This is a genomic window from Sphingomonas morindae (assembly GCF_023822065.1).
Classification (GTDB): Bacteria; Pseudomonadota; Alphaproteobacteria; order Sphingomonadales; family Sphingomonadaceae; genus Solisphingomonas; species Solisphingomonas morindae.
On sequence record NZ_CP084932.1, the window covers coordinates 122,362 to 144,052 of the forward strand.

At 62.9% G+C, this 21,691-nt stretch carries 24 protein-coding genes; 4 read left to right on the top strand and 20 right to left on the bottom strand.

Annotation, left to right across the window (positions count from 1 at the left end; translation table 11 throughout):
• Positions 1 to 194 precede the first annotated feature (194 nt).
• Genes LHA26_RS19590 through LHA26_RS19665 form a run of 16 tightly spaced genes read right to left on the bottom strand, consistent with a single transcriptional unit; the run spans position 195 to position 14,112 of the window.
• A complete protein-coding gene (locus LHA26_RS19590; protein ID WP_252168919.1) occupies positions 195 to 2,027 on the bottom strand; it encodes a conjugal transfer protein TraN in 1,833 nt (610 codons plus the stop codon).
• Positions 2,024 to 2,767, bottom strand: coding sequence for a type-F conjugative transfer system pilin assembly protein TrbC (trbC, locus tag LHA26_RS19595; RefSeq protein WP_252168920.1), 744 nt, complete (start codon positions 2,765 to 2,767; stop codon positions 2,024 to 2,026). Before trbC ends, LHA26_RS19590 begins: the two co-directional genes overlap by 4 nt.
• Positions 2,768 to 2,777: 10 nt before the next feature.
• A complete protein-coding gene (gene traU / locus LHA26_RS19600) occupies positions 2,778 to 3,776 on the bottom strand; it encodes a conjugal transfer pilus assembly protein TraU (RefSeq protein WP_437441273.1) in 999 nt (332 codons plus the stop codon).
• Positions 3,777 to 3,793: 17 nt separating this feature from the next.
• Positions 3,794 to 4,063: a hypothetical protein gene (locus LHA26_RS19605; protein ID WP_252168922.1), complete on the bottom strand. Its 270-nt coding sequence runs from the start codon at positions 4,061 to 4,063 to the stop codon at positions 3,794 to 3,796.
• Positions 4,063 to 4,719, bottom strand: a complete 657-nt coding sequence (traW, locus tag LHA26_RS19610) for a type-F conjugative transfer system protein TraW (protein ID WP_252168923.1) — start codon at positions 4,717 to 4,719, stop codon at positions 4,063 to 4,065. Before traW ends, LHA26_RS19605 begins: the two co-directional genes overlap by 1 nt.
• Complete coding sequence (locus LHA26_RS19615; protein ID WP_252168924.1) at positions 4,716 to 5,252, bottom strand: S26 family signal peptidase; 537 nt, start codon at positions 5,250 to 5,252, stop codon at positions 4,716 to 4,718. The genes traW and LHA26_RS19615 overlap by 4 nt, the downstream gene beginning before the upstream one ends.
• The gene (locus LHA26_RS19620; RefSeq protein ID WP_252168925.1) at positions 5,233 to 5,910 is read right to left on the bottom strand and encodes a type-F conjugative transfer system protein TrbI; all 678 of its coding nucleotides are present in this window, start codon (positions 5,908 to 5,910) and stop codon (positions 5,233 to 5,235) included. Before LHA26_RS19620 ends, LHA26_RS19615 begins: the two co-directional genes overlap by 20 nt.
• Entirely contained in the window at positions 5,903 to 6,259 is a 357-nt protein-coding gene (locus LHA26_RS19625) for a hypothetical protein (protein ID WP_252168926.1), read from the bottom strand. Before LHA26_RS19625 ends, LHA26_RS19620 begins: the two co-directional genes overlap by 8 nt.
• A gap of 5 nt (positions 6,260 to 6,264) precedes the next feature.
• Entirely contained in the window at positions 6,265 to 8,856 is a 2,592-nt protein-coding gene (gene traC, locus LHA26_RS19630; protein ID WP_252168927.1) for a type IV secretion system protein TraC, read from the bottom strand.
• 1 nt (position 8,857) lies between these two features.
• Complete coding sequence (locus LHA26_RS19635) at positions 8,858 to 9,859, bottom strand: TraV family lipoprotein (protein WP_252169032.1); 1,002 nt, start codon at positions 9,857 to 9,859, stop codon at positions 8,858 to 8,860.
• The gene (locus LHA26_RS19640; protein WP_252168928.1) at positions 9,859 to 10,737 is read right to left on the bottom strand and encodes a DsbC family protein; all 879 of its coding nucleotides are present in this window, start codon (positions 10,735 to 10,737) and stop codon (positions 9,859 to 9,861) included. Before LHA26_RS19640 ends, LHA26_RS19635 begins: the two co-directional genes overlap by 1 nt.
• Complete coding sequence (locus LHA26_RS19645; protein ID WP_252168929.1) at positions 10,724 to 12,061, bottom strand: TrbI/VirB10 family protein; 1,338 nt, start codon at positions 12,059 to 12,061, stop codon at positions 10,724 to 10,726. Before LHA26_RS19645 ends, LHA26_RS19640 begins: the two co-directional genes overlap by 14 nt.
• A gap of 1 nt (position 12,062) precedes the next feature.
• A complete protein-coding gene (locus LHA26_RS19650) occupies positions 12,063 to 12,875 on the bottom strand; it encodes a type-F conjugative transfer system secretin TraK (protein WP_252168930.1) in 813 nt (270 codons plus the stop codon).
• Positions 12,875 to 13,441: a type IV conjugative transfer system protein TraE gene (locus tag LHA26_RS19655; protein WP_252168931.1), complete on the bottom strand. Its 567-nt coding sequence runs from the start codon at positions 13,439 to 13,441 to the stop codon at positions 12,875 to 12,877. The genes LHA26_RS19650 and LHA26_RS19655 overlap by 1 nt, the downstream gene beginning before the upstream one ends.
• A gap of 1 nt (position 13,442) precedes the next feature.
• Positions 13,443 to 13,733, bottom strand: coding sequence for a type IV conjugative transfer system protein TraL (gene traL / locus LHA26_RS19660; RefSeq protein ID WP_252168932.1), 291 nt, complete (start codon positions 13,731 to 13,733; stop codon positions 13,443 to 13,445).
• Between the two features lie 58 nt (positions 13,734 to 13,791).
• Positions 13,792 to 14,112, bottom strand: a complete 321-nt coding sequence (locus LHA26_RS19665) for a TrbC/VirB2 family protein (RefSeq protein ID WP_252168933.1) — start codon at positions 14,110 to 14,112, stop codon at positions 13,792 to 13,794.
• A gap of 379 nt (positions 14,113 to 14,491) precedes the next feature.
• Between LHA26_RS19665 and LHA26_RS19670 the strand changes: the two genes are divergently transcribed.
• Together LHA26_RS19670 and LHA26_RS19675 are read left to right on the top strand one after the other, a co-directional pair.
• Positions 14,492 to 14,953, top strand: coding sequence for a hypothetical protein (locus tag LHA26_RS19670; protein ID WP_252168934.1), 462 nt, complete (start codon positions 14,492 to 14,494; stop codon positions 14,951 to 14,953).
• Positions 14,954 to 15,055: 102 nt separating this feature from the next.
• Entirely contained in the window at positions 15,056 to 15,580 is a 525-nt protein-coding gene (locus LHA26_RS19675) for an XRE family transcriptional regulator (RefSeq protein ID WP_252168935.1), read from the top strand.
• A gap of 26 nt (positions 15,581 to 15,606) precedes the next feature.
• On the opposite strand, the gene LHA26_RS19680 is transcribed toward LHA26_RS19675, so the two are convergent.
• Entirely contained in the window at positions 15,607 to 16,554 is a 948-nt protein-coding gene (locus tag LHA26_RS19680; protein WP_252168936.1) for a lytic transglycosylase domain-containing protein, read from the bottom strand.
• Between the two features lie 108 nt (positions 16,555 to 16,662).
• Here LHA26_RS19680 and LHA26_RS19685 point away from each other — a divergent pair, with 108 nt between their 5' ends.
• Entirely contained in the window at positions 16,663 to 17,970 is a 1,308-nt protein-coding gene (locus LHA26_RS19685) for a DUF8535 domain-containing protein (protein WP_252168937.1), read from the top strand.
• A 240-nt stretch (positions 17,971 to 18,210) separates the two neighbouring features.
• On the top strand, positions 18,211 to 19,203 hold the full coding sequence (locus LHA26_RS19690) for an IS110 family RNA-guided transposase (RefSeq protein WP_252168938.1): 993 nt from the start codon (positions 18,211 to 18,213) through the stop codon (positions 19,201 to 19,203).
• 180 nt (positions 19,204 to 19,383) lie between these two features.
• Here LHA26_RS19690 and LHA26_RS19695 read toward each other — a convergent pair whose 3' ends face one another.
• The 3 genes from LHA26_RS19695 to LHA26_RS20230 form a co-directional block, all read right to left on the bottom strand.
• Positions 19,384 to 19,866, bottom strand: coding sequence for an MFS transporter (locus tag LHA26_RS19695; protein ID WP_252168939.1), 483 nt, complete (start codon positions 19,864 to 19,866; stop codon positions 19,384 to 19,386).
• A 5-nt stretch (positions 19,867 to 19,871) separates the two neighbouring features.
• A complete protein-coding gene (locus LHA26_RS19700; protein WP_252168940.1) occupies positions 19,872 to 20,678 on the bottom strand; it encodes an MFS transporter in 807 nt (268 codons plus the stop codon).
• 399 nt (positions 20,679 to 21,077) lie between these two features.
• Entirely contained in the window at positions 21,078 to 21,635 is a 558-nt protein-coding gene (locus LHA26_RS20230) for a winged helix-turn-helix transcriptional regulator (protein WP_367890756.1), read from the bottom strand.
• Positions 21,636 to 21,691 lie beyond the last annotated feature (56 nt).

The following is a 21,691-nucleotide window of genomic DNA, read 5'->3' on the forward strand; positions in this document are numbered from 1 at the left end:
GCAATCCGCCACGGTCGGGGGATGCCGGCCGCCGCACGGGCTTGGTGCCGGGCGCGCCGATGTGTCGGTGGCAGGCTGCAGGATGAACGCGGTGGCTATGATCGGCAGCTCAAGAAGCGGAAGCGGCATGATCTTTCTCCCTGAAATCGAGCCGCGCCGCGGCGTCCCTAAGCGCGGGGGTCATGGGGCAGGCGTCACTTGCCATGGAGGTCGTAGTAGGACTGAATTTTGGTCTGGATGTCCGACATGGTCTGGACCTCGTCGGGGAGCTTCGCGGCATCCAGGAAGTCCGAGTAGACCTCCGTGAAATCCATCACTGACAGGTCGAGCCTCGCAAATTCATCGATCGTGAAGCCCTCGCAGGTTCCCTTCTTCGCGCTGCCCCAAGGCTTGCCGAGCTGCGGCCGGCCCTGCTCTTGAAGGACGCGCGAGAGCTTGCTCTCGAAGCAACAATAGGCCGTGCGTCTGGTCGAACAGATGCCGAGGAAGCTGGACGAGCAATAGGTGCCAAGGCTGTGGCACAGGCCCATACGGTCCTTGATATCGAGCTTCATTTCGTCCTGACTGCATGCGAACAGGACGAGGAACGGGGTCGCGAAGGCGGCGATCGCTGCGGGCCCCCCGGCAAGCGCTGCGGCGCCGGCGGCCACCGGAACGGCTCCTGAGACCTTCCCCGCGCAGCAGTTGATCAGTCCGAACACCGGCTTGTGGCAAGTCTCACGGGTTCCGGTGAAAACTCTGAGGTCGGCCTCGTTGAACTCCTTTCCGGCCTGGTCGAGCGCGTGCAGGCCGACCAGCGCGTCCCGGAATTCGGTTGACGCTTCGCGCACGATCGGCTCGCAGTCGCCATTGATGCAGTAGACATCATCCCCGCAGATATACTGGTTGTTCGTCGCGGCAGCTGTGTCTGGAGTCGGGCACTTGTAGACCTTCTGGCTGACCTTGCAGGGGCCTTCCTGGGGATCGTCCAAACACTCGTCACGAAGAAAGGTGCATTGGCGGTTGCCCTCCAATTCGGCGCAATCGTCGGCTTGGCTGAAGCGATGGCAGCTATAGGTCCGCTCCCAGTTCCAGCAGGCGCGGGTAACCGAAACACCGTTGATGACGCGTGTCGTGGGCTCGCTGTCGACACAAGTCTCAGAAGCCAACTCGCAGGTCTGCCCCGCCGTGGCGGCGTTGCATGTCGTCTCGTCGCGGCGTTCGTTAATGACCTGTCCGACGGTTTCCACCGTGTACGGGCGCGCTACCGCCGGGCTGTCGCACTCGTAGGTAATCTCCTCGCCCTCTTCGACATCGGGCTCGAAGCATTTGTTCATCGTCCCCTGATGGCAGATGTCATAGAAGACCGTCCGCCGAGACCTTTCGCGACAAACGCCGTTCGCGACGGGGGCATTGAAGGCGGGCTGGCAGCGAACCGCCGAATTGTTGCCGGCACGGGGCGGCTGGGTCGACCAATTCTGACACGTGTAGATGTACTTGTCGGTCCCCGGCGTTACGTCGACCACGAGCGGCGTTCGGCAGACAGGCGCCATCTCGTCCACCTTGGTCCCAAAGTTGCAGACCGCCTCATAGGATCCGGCAGTCCCGCTACCTGGTGGTAGCGGCGTGCAGGTGCTGGAGCCCGACGATATGTCCTGGCCCTCCAGATATGCGGAAGGATCGTCCTCGACGGCCGTGGCCCGATCCGTCGTCGCGAGGATTTCAGCGTTGCTGAACGTCGGCCTCGTGTGATCGGCATCCGTTGTGACGCGGTAGACGGGATCTGATGACTTCAGCGCCTGCCCGTCGGCTACGAGCTTGTCGGGATCGTCGAAATAGGTGGACTGCGGCTGAGTGGTGCCCGTGTAGCCAGGCACCGAAGCAGCCTGAGCATCGCTCGACGGCACCAGGGAGGAATCGTTCCTCTTCTCCCGCGCCATCGCCTTTCCCTCTTCCCGGGCTTGGTCGATGGTCATCGTCTGGGCGCCAGCAGGCTCTGCGACGAGAAGGATGGAGCAGAGCGCGCTCAAGAAGCGGCGCGCGATCATGGGTTCGTCCGCTTCATATTGGAAAGCGCCACGGCCGCAACGCGGGCACCCGGGCCATTGCCCTCGGAGAAGGTGGTCAGCGCATATTCGACGGTCACGTTGCCGATCATCCGGTCATAAGGCGGCACCTTTGTCGTGCAGGAAAAACCCGCGCACAGATCGAAGTCGGAGGAGACGCTGACATAGGTTGGCACGGCCTGGACCTGGAAGGCGCGGAAGAGTCGCGGATCGATGCCGATGCTCGCGAGCTGGCCCTTGTCGACCACCTTGCTGAGCCGCGCCACGAACTCCTTCGCCGAGTTGTTCGGGAACCCACGAAAAACGACGACACCGCCGGCAGAGGCGGTGTCGCGCACGAGCTGCTTCAGCGCCTCATCGGGCATCGACAAGCTCGCGAAGGCGATGAACTGCGGCGCCTCTCCACCCTTGCCGTTCGTGTTCTTCGCGGCACCCTGGACGATTTCATCGAAATCCACCGGACCTGTCGGGCCCTTCGGCAGGCTCTGGGCCGCGACGCGCCGCATGTTTTCTGTGCCGGCGTCGCGTGTCGTCGCGGCGTCCTCACGAAACCGGTCGCCGCGATCCTTCACCTGGTCGACGAACGCCTGAGCTTCCGCGGCAAGGTCGGCCGAGCGCTTCTTGACCGCCTGGACGTCAACGCCGTCCACGGTCTGCGCCAGCAGTGCCGTCATCCCAGCGGTTCCAAGAAGGGCCAGGATGCCCAAAGGAAGAAGGCGCATCTTGGTTCTCCTAGAGCACGCAGCAGTTGCGCTTGCGCCAGACCAGGTAGCCCATGTCCTCACCACCGGCGGGATAGGCGCGGCCCGCGTCGGGCGGCATCGTCGAAGCGCCGATCGCCGAGCAGGCGAAGCGTCCGCTCACGGTCGGGATCGGATTGACCATCTGGAAGCGATATTGCTGCTTCCTCATGATCGGCATGAGGTACTTCCCGCAGAGCCCCTTGGAGCCCATCGTGCCCCAGGCCAGCGCCTCGCGGTGCATCTTGTAGGCAAATCGCGAGATTGCGAGCCGCGAAGACTGAACATGTCCGATCGAGGACGGGATGTTGCCGTTCAGCGGGTACATCGAGCCTTGGCAGCCCGCGCACCAGAACAACGGATCGAGCGGCAGGTTGACGGTGCCGGCAATGCAGTCGCCCGCACACGCGGCCTGCGCGATCGGATTTGCGAAAACGATCGCCTCTGGATTAATGAGAGCCGCCAGGGAGTCGTCCTGCCAAAGCGGATCGATCTCGGTGATGTAGGCGATATCGAACGACGCCTGCTCGAAGCACACGAAGTCCGTCAGGATCTCCATCCAATAGAGCAGCGGATAGACGTACCAGTGGACATGCCACTTCGCCGTGCTCTGCGATCTTCCTCCCACCATGGAGGGGCCAGCCAGATAACCTTGCCCTATGTCGAAACCCGGCGCGATCCGGATGCCGCCCAGGTTAGGGAAGCACCAGGGCTTCATCGTGACGTCGGCGAGGCGGGCGGGTTCCCAGAACCCAACGGAGATGCCGATGCGCGGTAGCGGATCAGCACAGGCGCAGATCGGTGAGGCCGGATTTCCGGGGTCCGGCCGGCTGCTCGGCCAGATCTTCAAGCCTCCGACGGACAATGGGAAGAGACACGACCAACAGACGTCGGTCACCGGGTTGACGAACTTCCCGTTGCATGTCGGAGCGGCCTCGGCGCGCTCAGCGAACGTCGCCAATGCGAGGATGAGCGACAGCGCGCCAATCATCGAGCGAAGCCAAGGCGTCATTCGATTTCCCCCAAGCTATCGAGGTAGGCGGTGTCGGCGCGCTGCTTCCGGATGAGGTAGAGGCCGGTCCAAATGGCGGTCGCGAACAGGAGCAATGCCATCGCGATCGGAGCACTTCGGCCGACCGCGCGGTGGATTGGACCGAACAGGCCGGCGCCCACAGCGGTGGCGAGGCAGAGAGCCTGCCAGGTCAAACGCATCCGCCGCAGCCGCACGCTTTCCGGCGCGGCCATCGGCGTGCGCAGAAGGTCGAGCCAGAGGGGCATCAGCCGGCCCTCCCCTTCGCCGCCACCTCTTCCGACACACGCATCACCCGGCCCGTCTGCCTGACGACTGCCGGTGTGTGCTCGATCCCGAATTTGGAGGTCAGCTTGCCTTCCTGATCGAAATAGAAGCGCCTCTTTCGGCTCGTCATCGCCTCGATCGGCGACCCCTTCACGAAGATGATCTTGGCGTTGAGGTCTGTGTACCTGCTCATCGCCCAGGCTATCTGCTCGGCATTGTCTCCATCCACGAAGACGAGAGCCTGACGGATCGCCACGAAATCGAGCGGGTTGATCCGTTGGCCGGCCGCCGCGATCAGATTGCCTTTCTGATCGCGAATATCGTGCTCGACCTGGACGGTCGGGTCGAAATCCCAGGTCCGCGCCTCCTTCGCCGGTGAAATCCCAGCGACCGGTGTCGGGCGTCGTACCTTTGCCTCAGCGCGCTTAGCGAACATCTCGTTCGTGCGGGCAAGCTCGCCGCTCTGCTCCGCGCGCTTGAGCCTCGTCTCGATCGTCGCGAGCAAGTCAGGCTCGATCACCGGGAAGGCCTGGCCCGTCTGCCCATAGTCGCGCGCCTCGGTGCGAACCGGGATGGCCACGACGACAGCGATCACGAGGACCGCAGCGACAGCTGCGCCGGCAAGGACCCTCTTCATAGGATTGCCTCCCCGACACCGACGATCTGCCGAGCGCAGACGAATCCGATCTCGGCGTATCGGCTGTCGAACCCGTCGGGATGAGGCGAGCCGACGTAATAGCAGCCGCGCGGTATCTGGCCGGTTGCGCCCATCGTCAGCGGCTCGCCGCTGCGCGTGCGGGGCTTCATGCGCCCGATTGGCTTGCCGTTGATCGTAACGACCGTGCCCTGATGGGCGACGACATCTCCGGCCACTCCGTAGACGATCTTGCCGAACAGCTGGGGCTTCGCCCCGAAATGGCGTCGCATTAGATTGCCCCGTGGGGGAACGAAGAAGACGAATTGCCCGCGCTTCGGGAGCTCTCGCCGGTGGATGACGAACGCCCAGTTCGGGAGCGAGTCAGTTGCATTGACCAGCAACAGATGATCGTCCCGCCATGCGCTGATCGCGCTGAGGCCGGCGGTACCGATCACGCCCGCAGCCAACGCTCCCCACAGCCGCTTGCGCGGTCGCCAAGGCGAGGGCGCGACATTATTGGCCGCCGTTGCCATCGGGGCCTCCAAAGGTCGAAACCGATGCGCCTGATGCCCGCGACGGAATCTGCGAAGACCGTAAAGGCGACCCGGCAGACATCTGCGGGTCCACCCCCGGCACGCCCGCCATGGGGTCAATAGATGCGGCCGGCGTCGCGGGCGCCGGAGCCCGAGGGGCCGCAAGCGCGGACTGCGCGGCCGATAGGTCCTGCAGGCGCTGCATCTCCTCGACGGACATCCGCTTGGGTTCGGGCACGCCCGAGGCGAAAACAGCCTTCTTCAGGCTGTCGGTGATGTCCGGGACATTCTTCGTGAGGACCGCTTCACCGACCAGGACGATCTGTCCATGCTGGCTTCGGCGCTGCAGCTCCTTGTCGAGCGACGACATGAACGCCTGCATCTCTGCACGGACGCGATCAGGCGGTGACCCCGAAAAGCGCTGCGCCTCGACATAATCGCCCACCAGAGCAGACAACCTCGCCGAGACGATGTGATCCTCATTCGGCTGGGTCAGCGCCCGGGTCACCCACATGCCCCAGACGATAGCCGCAATCACTATCAGGCCAACGACGATCTGTGGACGCGTGAAACCGCCAAATCCAACCCTGCGCTTTGCTGCGCGGGTCTGAGGCGCGGAAGGTGGGACGGGAAGGTCGAGCTGGGGTTGATCAGCCATGGCGTGGGGCTCCCTCCTCATCGCGTCGGGGCAGGAGACGTTCGGCGCGAAAGGCGATGACGGCAGTGGAAAGGATCATGTGCGCAATCGCGAACATGTTGAGGAATGCGCCCGTGCGCGCCTGGTCGGCCGCGACGTAGCGGGTCGTGAAATTGTTGAGCTGGTGGATGAAGCCATCGAACGAGAAGCCGCCGATCGCGAGGAAGAAGAGGAAGAACAGGCCCCATGTGATGAGCAGCGTGGAAGCCACGAACCCGACACCGTGCAGGCTGAAGTAGAGCACGCTCTGCCACTCCCGCCGTGTGAGGCCCACGAACCGGCGATGCGCCTGGTCGGGTTGCGTCGCCATAGCCCCTACTCCGCCGCGATCGCGACCTCGTCCGCCTGGACGAGATTGCTCACCCATTTTTCCGGATTATCCGGGAACGCGATCCGTTCGATCGCCTCATCCATGCTCAAGCCCTCGGCGATCAGCGCGTCGATCGCGGCGAACGTTTTCGGGCTCGAGGAGAAGAGCGTTGCCGAGTAGGGATCGAGGACCAGGCGCCCCACCGCGAGGGTGTCCGGCCCTTTGATCATGATGTCGGAATATTCGAAACCGTTGCGCTTGAGCGAGCGCAGGAGAGCATCCGTATAATCATCCATCTCGAAGCGATCGTGCTTTTTGAAGTCCGCGATCGTCTCCGGCTTCTGCTGAAGGATGACGAACCAGTCGGAGTTTTCGAGCGCCGCGACCGATCCCGCTGACTTGTAATAGTCGTTGAGCGATTGGGTCGCCGTCACCAGCGAGGCGCCGTATTTCCGGCAGGTGCGAGCATAGGTCTCGATGAAGTCAGCCATCGCGCCGCCGCGCAGCATCTGCCACGCTTCGTCGAGAAGGAGCGCCTTCGGGATCGAGCGATCCAGCTTGCGCATCATCTGCTGCGACATGAACATGATCGCCGTCAGCACGACGCTGCGCAACTCCTCGCGTGCGGAAAGGTCCGACAGCTCGAAAACGGTGAGCTGCGCTTCCAGCTCGAACGACACCTCGCCCTGGAAGAATCGGCCATAGGTGCCCCCAGAGGAGAAGGGTCGCATCGCAATGGCGAGGTTAGCCGCGAGACCATTTCCCGTTGCCTCGAGCGCCTCTATGACGAGGTCTATCGAACCCCGGCTGCCATGTGCCTCCCAGACCTGGTTCACGGCGCCGTCGATCAGGCCCCGCTCCGTATCGTCCAGCAAGTTGATGTGGCGCGACATCTGATTGATGATCGCCTTCAGCATCGCCATGCAGTCGAGGAGATAATCCTCGTCTTCGCCGGCCTGCGCCTCGTCGATCATCGAGAAGGGGTTGAGGCAGAAGCCCGAGCTCATCGTGAACTCGACAAAGGCTCCGCCTTGCAGCTTGGCGGAATGCTCGAAGGAACGGCCGTCGTCGATCACAACGACGCGCGCGCCGGCCCCGCACAGCGAACCGCAAAGCTCCTGCAGCGCGACCGACTTGCCCGAGCCCGACTTGCCGAACACCGCCACATTGTGGTTGCCAGCGCTGTTCTCGAACGGGCTCCAGAAGAAGGGCTGGCCGCGGCGTCCGATCAGCAGCAGATGGGGAATGTTCCCCCCGAGATACTCGCCCTGCAACGGGGCGAGGTTCGCGGCTGTCGTCGTGAGGAGCGTGCGCATCCGCTTCATGCGCTCGAGGTCCTTTGACAGCCCATTGGCCATCGTCATGGGCATTGCGCACAGCAGTCCCATGACCTGGAGGTAGCGGTCGTCTAGTAGATCCCAGCCGGCGGCCCGATATACTGATTTGAGCACGCGCTCGTTGCTGTCACCCTTTCCCTTCGGCGAGAAGGACGTAGCACTGAAGAACACTCGCACGAGCTTGCGACCCTGACGGATCTCTTCGTTGACGTGTCGCCATTCCTGGGACTGCTCGCGAAGCTGCGGCAGGAAGCGGGACGACTTTGAATCGGCCAGGCTTGTCGTTCGCATGAACTTGTAGCCGGCCTTGCTCGCCGAGGCTTGCTGGTCAGGGAATTCAATGCAGAGGTTCGTCGCAACCGGACACGGCATGCGCAACTTGTCGGTGAACATGTCGCCGATCAGCCGCGCCACATCCCAGGGCGCCCAACGCGTTGGCAGGTTGCGCACCGAAAAGGAGCGCACGTCGAACACGTCTGGGTAGATCTCACCGATCTCCGGCGCACCATTCAGCGTCTTGCCCGTGGGGCGGAAGCGCTCCGTCCGCAGGAGCATCCGGTCAGGCTCAATATGAAGCTCGATATCCCGGCGGATCGCCTGGTCGGCGATGGGGTCGAGTGGATTGTAGCTGACCGCATCTTCGCCGGCGGCCGTAGTCGGAGAGGTTATGTCGTCGATCCATCCGATGAGCGCGACCGGGTCCATTTTACGAGCCGCGACGTTGATCGACTGAAGCGCCGAGATCAGCCCATCCATCAGGGACGTGATCTGCTCGACCGAGATGTTGGACGTTTCCGGCGTCGAATAGGAGAGCGCGACCCTGTGATTGCGAAGACAAAAGGGCGCGTCGGCCGACAGCGATTCCCAGACGCCATCGGTCAGGAAGTCGACCCGATGTTTGGCCATGCGCTCGTAGACGCCACGCGCGGAATATCGGGGGAGGTACCATTTGGACAGGCGCTCTCCGATGCGCGGCGACATCCATTGGTGGATCTGCAGGCACCCAGGTGCCGGGATGCCTTCCGACAGAAACTGCGACAGGATTTCACCGGTGCGCTCGTCAGCGCCGACCAACGGGGCGGCCTCGATGACGAAACCGCGCGAGGCGCTGTTGTAGAATATGCCGGTCTTGGGGTCGTAGCTGCGATAGGGTAGCCAATGCGCCAGCATCGGGATGGCGAGGTCCGGCCGCTGCGCGTCCGGTCGCTTGCTGTCGCCAAAGATGCCCGACAGCATCTCGTCCAGGAAGCCCCGTGCCATCTCAGTTCTCCTCGGGGACGATGGCCGGGAACCCAGGGGCCCTGACCGTCGACTGCACCTTGGAGTTGCTCTGCGGCACCGGACCCGTCTGGCCCGCCGCTCGAGCGTCGCTTTCCGCCTGGGCAGCTTTCGCTGGGAACTCAGGTGATGCCTTGACCCGGGTGAGCGCCTCCGCAGCGGCAGTCGTGGGAGTGGGCAGCCTCGGTGTGGCCTTGGTCTCTGGAGCCGGCCGTTCGACGGAGGCGCTGGCCGGAGGCTTCGGCTCACCCGCCTGCGCAGGCGGAACCGCGCTCTCCACGCTCTTGGTCTCCGCCCGTCTCTTCGTCACTCCCATAGCCGACTGAGCTGGTGTGCGGCCCGCCTTGGGGGCTAGGCGGGCCGCAACGTCGTCCTGGATCGCCTTGACGGGATCGGCGCGCCGAGCACGCGCCGCGGCAACAGCCGCAGGATCGGGGAGATTGGGATCGACACCTCCGGTCTGGATCGTCGCAAGGTCAGCGCGTTCGACAGCATCGGCCAGCGATTCCGGTCGAGCGACGGAAGCCTGCGAATTGCGCTCGGGGATCGACGTCGTATCGGCGAGCGCCTGTTGCTGCCATTCGCCGAGTTGTACGACGGCATGTACCGCGCTCGCCTCGTGGAGCCGACCGCGTTCATCGATATAGGGCTGAAAGACGATCCGGAGCACGCGCTCCTGAGTGCGGCGCGCATCGAGCGGTGCGGCCGGAACGACCTGGCCCGTCGAGGCGGTGCGCGTGGTCCGGGACGAGGAACGACGCGCCGGCACGGCCACCGGCATCTCTGACGCCCCTGCCTCCCCGGCGATCATCGCGAGGGCTCTATCGTCGATCGACGAAGACGGCGCGCATATCCCGTCGGGCGCCGCGCAGGAGAAGCTCCCCTTTACATTGCCGCCAAAGGTCGTGCAGCCGCTGAGCAAAGCCAGCACGACAAGTGCAGACGAGCCAAACAGCAGTGGCCGCCGTTGCGAGGGGGAGTCCATCACGACTGGCCTCCGCGCAGCCAAGCCTCGAGAAACTCCTTCGGCCGATAACCCTCGAGCACGGCGCCATCGCCGCGGACGATAATCGGCGTCGCGTTTAGGCCATGCTCCCGCGCGAACTGCTCGTTGGCATCGAGACCTTTGGTGTCGCACGCCGCCGGCGCCTTGAACGGCTCGCCGGCATAGGCCGCGTGAAGTGCCTGCTCCTGATTCTTGGAGCAATAGACCCGGTCGGCGACGTCCCGGCTGCCCAGCACCGAGATCGGGCGCTCGACTACCTTTACGTCCATCCCGCGGAGGACGTTGGTGAGCGCCCTGCAGTAGCCGCAGCGAAAGTCGGTGAAGATCGTGATGCTCTGCTTGGCGGCCCGGTTGCCCCAAATGATCGCGCCCTCCGGCGGCAGGCCCGACAGGTTCAGCGCGACGGGACGGGCCGGCGAGGTGACTTTCCTGGACCCGCTTATCGGTGTCGTCGTTTCGCTTTCCTCGCTGCCATCGGGAGCGGCAGCGTTTGCCTTCGCCGCGCCGCCCACGAGCATGTCGGGATTGATCTCTAGCAGGCGCGCCGCGGTCAGATCCTGGCGCGTTTCCATGTCGTAGACGCGGCCGATGATCAGATACCGCGCTCCGTGATTGACGTAGAATAGGTTCGCGCCGGCGGTGACCTCGCACAGGCCCTCGATCTTCTCGCAATCGACCTTGGTCAGCGGCGTCTTCGGCAATCGCGTCTTGAGCAGTGCAGCGACCTTCGTCTCATCCTTGCCGGCAACGTCGGCCGCAAGCGCAATCCCCGCGATGCAAAGCGCACCGACGGCCGCGATGGCCGGTGCGGGGCGGGCAAGCGCACGGAGCGCACGCAAACGATTAGTTGCGAACATAAACACCCTCCAGGAAGACGATTTCGACATCGATGCCGGTCGGCATCTCGATGATGGGTTGGTATTGTTCGGCGCGCTCGATCAGATATTTCGAGACGTCCTTGCCCGATTCCTGTGCGCCACCCCCAAGGGCCCGCAGACCGACACTTCCCAGATTCGGGGTGCGATTGATGCCCCCCTCCCCGTCGGCCGAGATACTCGCGAGCGGCTGATTGAAGGCGCTGTTGAGTGCGTTGCCTCCGCCGCTGACCAAGCCGGCCAGGAACGCTTGCATCGCGAGCGATCCCTCGCGGCTGACCACGCGGCCGCGCACGCCTGTCTTACCGCCAAAGGCGATAAAGCCCTTGACCTCGGAGACCGCGTAACGACCGCCCGGCTGCGGGCACGTCATCTTCTGCAGCTTGACGTAGACCTTCTCGCTCGACAGCTCTCCGCGCGCTGCGCCGTTCACGAGACAGCCCTCGATCTTCGTCGTGAGAAGGCGGCCGTTCTGATAGACTGAGCGTGCTGGGCCTGTGACGCGCAAGACGACCGGCAGCGGATCGGTCTGGCTGTTCACGCCGGCGCTGGCGTCAACGCCCACGATCACCTTGGCGCTCGCGAAGCTGTTCGGCGGCAGGTAATTGATGCTGTCGCTGAAAGTGGTCGTGCCTTTCGCGACCTTGGTCGCATTGCTGGTATCCGACGTCTGGAAGCTCACCAGCTTGACCTCGGCACCGCCCGCCATCGGCATCGGGCGACCGGCACCACCGGCACCGTCAGGACGCTGATAGGCCTGGGTGCCGTTTGGCCCGTACATGGCGCTCGGACCCGTAGTGGGGGCAGGCGGCGGCGCGGACCGGGCAGAAGCGACCTCGCGGCGCAACGCCTCATTCTCCTGCTGATAGGCCGACAAGACGCGGGAGCCGTCGGCCCGCATCGCCTGGTTTTCGCCGCGGAGCAGCTCGACCTGCTGCGCAAGCTGGTCCATCCGCTGCTGCTGCCCGTTCACCGATTTCAGTTGGTTCTCGACCGACTGCATCTGGTTTTCCGAGAGGGCCATCCACTCCTGCTGATTGAGGTTCTTGTTGACCATGTCCTTGGTCGACACCTCGACCTTGGCCGTCTCGCTGGTGTTGTCGCCGGTCGACTTGTCGTCGCCTCCGAAGATCCAGAAGGAGGAAGCTATGAGCCCGATCCCGGCGACGCCGGCGAGGAGCATTCTCTGCTTCTTTCGCACGCTCTCGTTTGCCGAGAGGTCCGTTGAGATCGGCGAGACGCCGTCCTCTTCCCCGCCGCCGTCCAGAGGCTCGCGCCTACGTCGGAAGATGTCTGTCCAGGCCATGTCACTGCCTCCCGTTTTGCGAGACGAGGTAGGCCGTCGTGACCATCCCAGGTTTGAGGTTCGGCTCGGCGATCGAGACGGCGAGCGCGCTGTTAGGCGCGACCGTCGCCTCGGTGAGCGAGATGGCTTCGGGGCCGCGATTCTCGATGCGGAGGACACGGCCGGTCAGATCGGATCCCCGATATTCGGCGATCATCTGGACCTTGAGGTTGCCGACATAGACCGGGCGCAGCGTGCGCTGACGCATCTCGTAGCCGTCGGCGATGCTGTTCGAATACATCGCCTGAACGAGCTCGACGGCCGCCTCCTGGGGGCTCGGCGCGATCGCGGTGACCTGCGGCGCCCCATTCTCATCGGCCTTCGCCTTCGCGATCGCCGGGTTAGAGATGAAGAGCTGCACGGCTTGCTCGCCGGCGATCCGGCACACGATCTTGTAAACATAGCCACGCTTGCTCGTGGCGAAGAACGACAGTGCCGGCCGGGCGAACCCCTCGGGCACCGACAGGTAGATGTCGCCCCGCACCGGCTCGTTGACCACCGAAAAGTCGTCCTGTGGGTTCCCCGTCGAGATCTTCGAGACAGACGCGAACTCGTCTTCGACCAAGCTGATCCTGGTGAGGTCCTTAGCCGAGGCGGCACAGTCCACTTGGCTCCCGTCGGCAGCCATCACCGTCTGGTCCGCCCATGCAGGCGAGGCGACAAGCATGAAGCAGACGGCGAGCAGCGCGACGCCGATCATGCGGCTAAACATGCAATAGTAGCGCGATAGGAAGACCGCGCCGGTGGTGGCGGCGCCGATGACGTAGACCGACATCACTGATCCTTTTCCTTGCCGGTCGTCACCATTCCAAAGCCCACGAGCTTCAATGACAGGCCGGAATATTGCCAATCGAAGCGGAAGCTGCGGCGCTCGTTGGAGACGACCTTGTTCCCCACGATCGTGTGCAGGTCGCCGGTGACGATCGACTGCAGCTTCTTGGTGTCCAGTTCCATCGTCTGGATCGTGAAGAACTGGGCGATCGACGATCCGCGCTGCTCATTCACGATTTTCATGAGGTCGGCGCGGATCTTCCCCTGCGCACTCGGCGCGGTGATCTCGAGGACCGACTTCATCCAATATTCTAGGTTCGCCGGGCTGCGATCGAGCGTCAGCACCGCGGTGTCGCGGGTAACGAGCTCAAGATACTGTCGTGAGACGCCGGAGGAACTTACGACCAGCGGCGACCCCAGGATCGGCTGCAATACGATCTCTCGATCGCGGGTGGCAGTCACAAGCCCGAGAATCGCGCAGAGGGCGCCAAGGATGCCTGCAACGATCACCAGCAGGTTGCGCTGCCTAAGAACCCGCTGGCTCTGAGCATGGGTGTAGGAGAGCTCCATGTCAGCCAGCCATCAAGCGGAGATAGGAGGGTGGCGTGGCCCTCATGCCGGTGAACCCGGCCGGAAGATGCCAATAGGCCATGTGCAACAGCCAGGAGGTCGCCCGCCCTGCCTTAGCCTTCTTCAGTCCCCACCAACCCGCGCCCGCAAGCAGCATGCCGATGAGAATGTGCTGAGACAGGATACCCCAGACGAACGGGATGACCATCGCCAGGAACTCATCCAGCGTCCACAGCCCGATTAGCTCAGGATCATCCAGATGAGACGGAATGACGTACTTGTCTGCGGCCATAGCACCACCCTCCCCGCAGGCCGACCGGAACTGCTATTCCGGCCGGCCCTTGGCCTGATTAGATCGTTGCCGTGACGGTGGAGGTGACGATCGGCACGCCCGTGCCCGCGCCAACACCGACGCCGACCGGGATCGCGATCTGACCCATCGAGAAGCGCCCCGAGGCGAGCGCCACGACTCCGCCGGCGAGCGAAAGCACGGTGATGATCTTGCCGCCCGAGCCCTCGAGGAAGTCGGTGAACTTTGTCAGGGCCGTATCGAAAGTGGTGTCGGCACCGGCAAAGGCCGGGCCGGCGAGGTAGAAGAATGCGAACGCGAGCGCCACGAAAGCGAAGATCGCCAGCTCCGCACGACCGCTGTGCTTGATGACAGACTGCATGAGAGTTTCCCTTCAATCGGAACGCGACTGATCCGCGCCCATTCGAAGGCTGGCCTCGCCCGCCGATCGCCCGCAACGAAGTTCCCGCCGGCCTCAGCCAGCAACGGGGAAATATTTGATTCGGTGCCTCGCCTGCCCCGGCAGTCGGGGCAATATGCCCCTCCAAGCAGGGCAATCTGCCCCATTTATAGGGCCATTCCGCCCCTTCTTGCGGGGCGCCATCTTTTTCGAGTCGGATTCGACTGCGATATTTGCTGGCTAGATCGATAAGAGTTAGTTTCGCTAACCGTGTAGCGGGCATTTTGGTCAGCAGATCTTAATCGGAGCAACGGCAATTCAAGCGATCTACGCAGAAGAAGGACCCCTCGGTGGCGACGCAATGAAGGCAGGTCAAACGATCCTGACGCTCGACATCTCCGAGCAGCTCTTCAGCCTGACCACTGAAGCGCTTCACCTCCGTTCGAACGCGACGAGGAGCTACCAGACGCTCGAGGACATCCTTGCCGACGAGACTGATGCCACCACCATCGCGGACGATCTCTCTCTCGAAACACTCAGGGATTATCGCTCGGCTATTTCCTCGCAGGGCGACGTTCGAATTTCGCTCAGCCTAAGCAAACCGTGCGTCGCGAGTCTCGAAGACGTGCGTCGTCTGCTCAGCGGGTTGCTTGATGAAGAACTGGCAATGACCGACGCGTTGTCGATTGTACTGTTCCATTTTGTGGTGGGTCAAAAGGCGGCTAGAATTCTTTCCCGAATTGGCTTGAACACTGCCGATAACACCGGAGTTATTGGGTGCTGCGGCAAAGACCGGACGAACAACGTGATCCCGTTACGATAGTAGCGGCGACGCCCCTGGCAGTTACACAAGCAGCCCCGAGGCTTGCTAACCATGCTCCCCTGTGTTTCGATTGCTCTGTGAGCAACCGGGGGGCCTATTGATTTGTCATCCCTTGCCAGAATCGAGGAGGACGCCTGCTGTTCGTCAGGCGGCATCGAGAGGCGGGACGTCGTTCCGCTGATCCATCAAGCAATGTCCGAGAAAAACATCGGGCAGCGCAAGCTTGCGCTAAAAACTGGCATCAGCAAAACCCGCATCGGGCTGCTGCTCCACAGCGATCCCGCCAAGCGCACGCCAATCTATCTTCGTGAGTTTTTCGACATTCTCGGTGCCCTGGACATCAACGTCGTGCAAGCGGTGATCGCTCTTGAGACCTATCGCGATCCCAAGCTCTTCCACGACGAACGCTTTCAGACCTCGATCGCGATGCTAACCGAACTCTTCAAGGGACTTCCCGGTATGCTCGTGGATGCCCTGGACGAGATCGAGGGCATGGATGGGACCGAGATCCGTAAGGAATGGGCCGGGCCGCTCCGTCAGGCGGTCATCGAGAAGCTGGTCAAGGAAGTGGGAGCGGTCATGGCTAGAAGAGCCAGTCTCACCCAGACTTCATTCCTCGGCATCTGACCCTATGGCCCTAATGCGGCTCTCACCTAATATGAAGAAACCGTTGCCACCCGGCCGATCGCGCGCGACGTGGCGATAGCTCCCGCGGACACGCCCTGCACCGTTGCGCCGCGCGGCAGACCCGCCAATCGCTGCCAGTTGGTGAGCACGTTGTCGACATAGTCCTGCGTCTCTGCGATTCTAGGAATGACACCAGCCTTCACCCGGCCAGGACCGGCATTGTAGGCTGCCAGCGCCAGATGGACGGCACCGAAGCGATCAAGCTGCTGTCGCAGGTAGCGGGCGCCTCCGCGTAGGTTTTGCTCCACGTCATACCGATCGACACCCATGCCGGCGGCCGTGCTCGACATGAGCTGCGTGAGGCCGAATGCGTTCTTGGCCGAGTAGATGTCGGCGTTGTAACCGCTCTCCCGGATGATCATCGCATCGAACAGGCTGACGGGTATCCCGTACTCACACGCGATGCTGCTCATTATTCCGTAATAGCCGAGCCGCCGATATTCCGTCCGCTGATCAAGAAACCCCGACGGCCGATAGTTTGCTGCCGCGCATCCCGGGGAGAAGCTCGTTGGAGCGCTCGCGAAGGATGCTCCCTCCGTCATCCACCGTGGGATTGCGACAGCCGGCGAGGCAGGGACCACGCCTGCCGGGGCTGCCGTCGGCGGGGTACTTACCTCACCTCCGCGGCCGATGGTGCTTGAGCTGAAGCTGTTGGCCATTTGGAATGCGACCCACTGGCGGCTCAAATCATGGGTTCGAAAAGCCGCCGGCATTGGCGCGAGATCGGGAGGCGATGCGGGTTTGGCGCCCGTCACTACCTCGGCTGCAAGGCCATCTTTCGACGACGCGCGCCCGGTCGCTCCCATCACGATCACCTCCACCTTGCGGTGCCCGTGCTGCTTCGCGGCGGCTTCAGCCGTAGCTCCGCAGCCGAGGGTGAGCAACGCAGCGCTTGCGAGATAAATCGGCCTCATGAGGTGCTCCCTTTCGACAATTCCGAAAGTGGAGGTCAACGCGATTGGTGTTGTCAATCGCGCGCAACTTCGGAAGAATCGGCCTAAACAAGCCTGACAGGCCTCTCCATGTGGTTGATCGATCGTCACAGCGGCGGGCTCGGCAAAACCCGCATCCCCCTTCCGGTCGAGCTCCGAAGTGCGTTGGTGCGCTGGTATATCGGCGAAGGGTCACGCCACGATGAGGACGCCGGCATCATGCTCGTCCAGCAAGCCCGGATCGGCGCCAAATGGATCGCCTGCGATTGTCTGGGTGCCGAGACGTCGCCGCCGATCCTGACGCCAGCCTTCCTCTCCGAAGCCGAGACTTACTATCTGCGACGGCTCACCAACGCTAAGCGCCCGGAGCACCGCTCGACGTGCCCGTTTTTCCGCGACCAGGTGACCAACAGGATCACCGAGACGCGCAGCGCGCTCACCCCGGCTGATTCGCCAGTCGGCTATTTCGAGGTTCTGCGGCCAGCACCGGAAAAGCTCGCTCAGCGCCCCCTAGACGATGCGAGCGACGACAGGACGCGCAGTGCCTCTGTACCGCGCCTCGCTCGCCTCCTCTGGCGCCTCCTGAACAATGCGGGCCTCAACATCGCGCCGCCGATGACCGAGGAACGGGCCGAACGGTCGATCGTCCACGAGTTCCGCGCGCTCGTCGCGGCTGCGGCGAAGATCGAAATCGCGCCGGGCATCGAACTCGGCCGAGCTCTCTGGACCCATGGCGACGCGCTCCATAGCAAACGTGCCTATGCCAGCATCCGCGAGCTCTCCCGGCGATGGCCGCCGGGCCACGCGCCGCAAGGCTTCCTTACGCTCTTCGCCCCGGAGTTCAAAGGCACCCTGCTCAAGGCCGCGGGGTGCGAGCCGCTGACGATCGCCAACCGCATCCAGTCGCCGTCCGTGCGCGGCAATCGGATCCAGGGCCCGTATCTCGTCATCGTCGTCCTCGGTGAATATCCCGAGGCCCGGGGCTATGCCCCGCTGCGCGCCTACGCACAGCCAATCTATTCCGGTAACCGCTTCATGCCGGTCGAGTCCGACTTCGAGCGGGTTGTTCTCCGCGCGATTCTCGGTGCCAGGAGAGCATTCGATCGGGCCGGCATCGATCTCGCGATCGAGAAGCCGGTCTTTGATATCCTGACGCCTCTCGGCTCCGGCCGCCCCGACTTCATCGTCGAAGCTCGGTCGCGCAGAAGCGGAGAGCTGCGCCAGATCATCGTTCAAGCTATGGGTGGATCCGCGCCCAACTATCTCGCGCTCAAAGCTGGAGTGCGGCGGACGCTCGAGCAGATTGCGCCCGTGGTCGAGGTGGCTCTCGCTGACATCGAAGACGGACGGCTAACCAGACGGCTTTTCCGCACCTTGACGCGTGAGCGTCAGTTCTAGGCAAGGGCGTTGCAAACCACGTGACGATTGCGAGCTTCAATGGCGTCGATAGCAGATAAAGCTTCTGCTAATGCCCCCAGGTCTTCGGTACGAGCAGCATCACGTCACAAATAAGCCGGGAGGCGCCCATGCACGCCCCCCCCCCCCTGTCTTATGCGATGATGGTATGAAGAGGTTGCGGAAGGGAGCCCGTCCCCCCCGAGGGTCTGGAGCCCGATAGGGAGCAAGGGTCCCTTCCGCTTGGTCATCAACCTGAACAGTTGCTTGGGACTGCTGATCCCGCACGACATGGACAGGAGCCTTACCATGCCACAAGCCGTCATCGGCTGCGACCTTTCGCGTGCTTTCATCGACACCTGCGATCTGCCTTCTGGGAAGGTCGGCCGGATCGACAATATGCCAGATGCCATCCGCACCTGGCTCGACACACTCGACCATGATGTCCGTATCGTCTTCGAGGCCACCAGCGGCTGCGACGGCGACCTGATCGCCGCCCTGGCAGCGCGCGGCCACCCTTTCTCGCGCGTCAATCCTCGACAGGCACGCGAGTTCGCCAGGGCGACCGGGACGCTGGCCAAGACCGACCGCGTCGATGCCCGCGTCCTGGCCCAGATGGGCGCGGCGCTGGATCTGCCTGCGACAATACCGCTTAGCCCAGCCCGCACACGTCTTGCCGATTTCCTGCGTCGCCGCAGGCAGTTGGTCGACATGCGCAAAGCCGAAAAGCTGCATCGCCACAGCGCCGGCCAGCCCGAAATCGCCCAGGCCATAGAGGCCATGATCACCTTGCTCGGCCAGCAGATCGCCACGCTCGACCGCCAGATCGCAACCTTCATCGCCGAGGATCAGGCCCTATCCGAACAAGCCAGCCTGCTCGCTGCCGTCCCCGGCATCGGTCCTACCGTCCTCGCCACCCTGCTCGGCGAACTGCCAGAGCTCGGTACGCTCTGCCGGCGAAAAATCGCGTCCCTCGCCGGCCTCGCTCCCCATGCACGTGAAAGCGGAACCTGGCGCGGCGCTCGTCGTATCTGGGGCGGCAGGCGCAAGGTCCGCGAAGCGCTCTATATCGCCGCCCTCAACGCCTCACGACGCATCCCAGCTCTCACCGCCATGCGCGACAGGATGCGCGCCAAGGGCAAGGCTCCCAAGACCATCCTCATCGCCGTCGCCAGACAACTCCTCGTCATCCTCAACGCCATGATCCGTAAACGACAGCCCATCGCGCTCGGCTGAACATCACAGTTGCCCCCGGAGCTCGATCGCGATCTCTCATCGGAGCAATGACTACGCGAGCTCCGAGTTGGAAGACCGCGATTTTTGTTTCAAGTTACCGACCTGACGATGGAAACCATCGCCGAGTCAGCCGCCCGCAGATAGACCGCCTTGGGTGAGAACCAGCGGACAGGCGATGGGTCAGGACATCGGATCGTCAGGAAGCCATAGAGACAAGAGTCCGCCGAGCACGAGCAGCGCGACGTTGCAGCTGAGTGCGATCGCGAAGGCATGAGCATGATCAGCAGGACTCCTGCCGGTGCCAAGGATGCTAAAGAATATCCCGCCGACGATGGCCACACCGAGGGCGGAGCCAATCTGGAACGTGGAGATGACCACGCCAGAGGCCAGCCCGGCATGGCGCTGATCAACTCCACCAAGCACGGCCTTGATCACCGACGGCATGACGATGCCGAATCCGACGCCGGCGACGATCAAAGCGGGTGTGAGCATGCTCACCACATCCACGACAACAGCAATTGCCAACGCGCCAAATCCAACGACCTGCACAGCAAATCCAAGCGTCAGGGCGCGAGGCCCGAAGCGCGCCATCAGCGCGGCCGCAGCGAACGAGGCGAGGAAATAGCCAATGCCGAACGGCAGGGTTCGCATGCCGGCCGCCATCGGCGTCAGATCTTTACGCGCCGTTCGAAAGCGATGAATGCGGCCAGCATGGCCGGCACAGCCGCAAGCATGCAAACGGCCCAGATGGGCCATCCTGCCTCGCGGCCCTCGACCAGAGGATAGACCAGCAGGCCGAGCATCGACGAGAGAAGGGCGACCCCTCCCAAGTCAAGCCGCCCGGCATCCTCGGCGCGGGTATCGGCGAGGAACAGCCATCCTCCGGCGAACGCCAAGAGGCCGACTGGAATGTTGATCAGGAAAATTGTCTGCCAGGTAAGCCCGAACGGGTGAGCCGAGACCAAGAGGCCGCCCAATATCTGTCCCATGATGTTCGCAAGGCCGAATGTCGCTCCGTAGAGACCGAGCGCAGTCGCCTGTTCTGCCGGTGGGAATAGAACCCGGATTGAGGCAAGCACCTGGGGCGCCATTCCCGTCGCTGTCAACGCCTGGAGGACACGGGCTGCGATCAGCATATCAGGCGACGTAGCAAGTCCGCAAAGGAGCGAGGCGCATGTGAATCCTGCCACGCCGAGCAGGAACATACGTTTTCTGCCGAGCCAGTCACCGAGCCGCCCGCCGGTAATTAGGAAAACAGCATAGGTCGCGGCATATGCGGATATCACAAACTGAACGTCTCCGGCTGTGGCGCCTAATCCCTGCTGGATCGAGGGCAACGCGAGATTGACCACATTGAAGTCGAGGATCGGGAGGAACGCGCCCGTGAGGAGCACAGGCAGCGCAAACCAGCGACGTGGGTGTCCGACCATGAGGCCGTGAGGAGCGGCAATCTCAGCGCCCATCTCGCCGCTCACAGCGAATGTTGCCGCCGCGGCCAGTCGGTAGCCGGCTGACACGACGTTGCGAGCTTCGCAATACGCTGGAGCATAGCGTCGGTCAGATCGGCTGATGATAGACCGCCGGGCTTCACTGCCCCCTCGCTTCGCGCAGCATAACCGAACGCAGATTCGTCATCATTTACCTCCGGCTTCCGTAGTCACCACCCACTCCGCCGATGTGCTGTCGGACAACCGATCGGCTGGACCGCTATTCTTTCTGGCGCGAACGCCATCCGTTTGCTCACACCGGCCGGCGACGTCGCGCTCCATGCCATCAACGTCGATATCGCGATTGCCTTACGGAGGTCGCTCTTGTGATAAAAGTAGTGCCGCCCGATTTCTACACTTGGCATCTTCGCTAAAGCTTGCTCAAGATTATTGACCGGCAGTGCTGCAGGAAGATGGCGTTAGGCTATTGTGCGAGCAGAGGTAACTCCGCTTCTGATTCTGAACAACATCCGCAGGGTCAACGACGGCAATGTCACTTTTCCACCGCGCTAAACATTCGAGAGCCGGGCGGAGATGCAGAGCGAGCGGACCAAGCTGATAAGTTGGAAATGAGCAAGGAGCTTTGCCCAGCTCTCTACGGACCAGCCCGGTTGCCTCCAGCTCGCGAAGCCGAACCGTCAGGACGTTGGCGCTTATTTTCGGTATAGATTTTCGTATCGTGCTGAACCGTTGCTCTTGGCAGCTGAGAGAGACCAATATTTGCAGTGTCCAACGCCCAGTTAGACGACCAAAAAGTTCCTCAACCTCGTCCTCGCTTCTCCGGCGCCTGCCATTTGTTTCTGCGACTGTTCGCGTCAGCATATGTCCATCAACTCCCATTCCTGATATTGGGAAATTCCTGGCCGTGCCCGCATGTGCAAGTTCGTAAGATAATCCGCTCTTGACGATGAGATAAATGCCGCAGGCGTTATCCCTGGATTGCATGGGGCGACCTCCTCCTGACGTCTCACGAGATCGTTACGTGTTTTAGCCGCACATCT

Bases quoted from the DNA above. Each gene is read 5' to 3' on its own strand.
- trbC (WP_252168920.1), bottom strand. From the start codon at position 2,767: ATGCGCCTTCTTCCTTTGGGCATCCTGGCCCTTCTTGGAACCGCTGGG.
- LHA26_RS19650 (WP_252168930.1), bottom strand. From the start codon at position 12,875: ATGTCGGTCTACGTCATCGGCGCCGCCACCACCGGCGCGGTCTTCCTA.
- LHA26_RS19685 (WP_252168937.1), top strand. From the start codon at position 16,663: ATGTGGTTGATCGATCGTCACAGCGGCGGGCTCGGCAAAACCCGCATC.
- LHA26_RS19605 (WP_252168922.1), bottom strand. From the start codon at position 4,063: ATGCCCCTCTGGCTCGACCTTCTGCGCACGCCGATGGCCGCGCCGGAA.
- LHA26_RS19590 (WP_252168919.1), bottom strand. From the start codon at position 2,027: ATGATCGCGCGCCGCTTCTTGAGCGCGCTCTGCTCCATCCTTCTCGTC.
- LHA26_RS19670 (WP_252168934.1), top strand. From the start codon at position 14,492: ATGAAGGCAGGTCAAACGATCCTGACGCTCGACATCTCCGAGCAGCTC.
- LHA26_RS19695 (WP_252168939.1), bottom strand. From the start codon at position 19,866: ATGGCGGCCGGCATGCGAACCCTGCCGTTCGGCATTGGCTATTTCCTC.
- LHA26_RS19680 (WP_252168936.1), bottom strand. From the start codon at position 16,554: ATGAGGCCGATTTATCTCGCAAGCGCTGCGTTGCTCACCCTCGGCTGC.
- LHA26_RS19665 (WP_252168933.1), bottom strand. From the start codon at position 14,112: ATGCAGTCTGTCATCAAGCACAGCGGTCGTGCGGAGCTGGCGATCTTC.
- traW (WP_252168923.1), bottom strand. From the start codon at position 4,719: ATGAAGAGGGTCCTTGCCGGCGCAGCTGTCGCTGCGGTCCTCGTGATC.
- LHA26_RS19625 (WP_252168926.1), bottom strand. From the start codon at position 6,259: ATGGCGACGCAACCCGACCAGGCGCATCGCCGGTTCGTGGGCCTCACA.
- traC (WP_252168927.1), bottom strand. From the start codon at position 8,856: ATGGCACGGGGCTTCCTGGACGAGATGCTGTCGGGCATCTTTGGCGAC.
- LHA26_RS19655 (WP_252168931.1), bottom strand. From the start codon at position 13,441: ATGGAGCTCTCCTACACCCATGCTCAGAGCCAGCGGGTTCTTAGGCAG.
- LHA26_RS19620 (WP_252168925.1), bottom strand. From the start codon at position 5,910: ATGGCTGATCAACCCCAGCTCGACCTTCCCGTCCCACCTTCCGCGCCT.
- LHA26_RS20230 (WP_367890756.1), bottom strand. From the start codon at position 21,635: ATGCAATCCAGGGATAACGCCTGCGGCATTTATCTCATCGTCAAGAGC.
- traL (WP_252168932.1), bottom strand. From the start codon at position 13,733: ATGGCCGCAGACAAGTACGTCATTCCGTCTCATCTGGATGATCCTGAG.
- LHA26_RS19615 (WP_252168924.1), bottom strand. From the start codon at position 5,252: ATGGCAACGGCGGCCAATAATGTCGCGCCCTCGCCTTGGCGACCGCGC.
- traU (WP_437441273.1), bottom strand. From the start codon at position 3,776: ATGATTGGCGCGCTGTCGCTCATCCTCGCATTGGCGACGTTCGCTGAG.
- LHA26_RS19635 (WP_252169032.1), bottom strand. From the start codon at position 9,859: ATGGACTCCCCCTCGCAACGGCGGCCACTGCTGTTTGGCTCGTCTGCA.
- LHA26_RS19645 (WP_252168929.1), bottom strand. From the start codon at position 12,061: ATGGCCTGGACAGACATCTTCCGACGTAGGCGCGAGCCTCTGGACGGC.
- LHA26_RS19640 (WP_252168928.1), bottom strand. From the start codon at position 10,737: ATGTTCGCAACTAATCGTTTGCGTGCGCTCCGTGCGCTTGCCCGCCCC.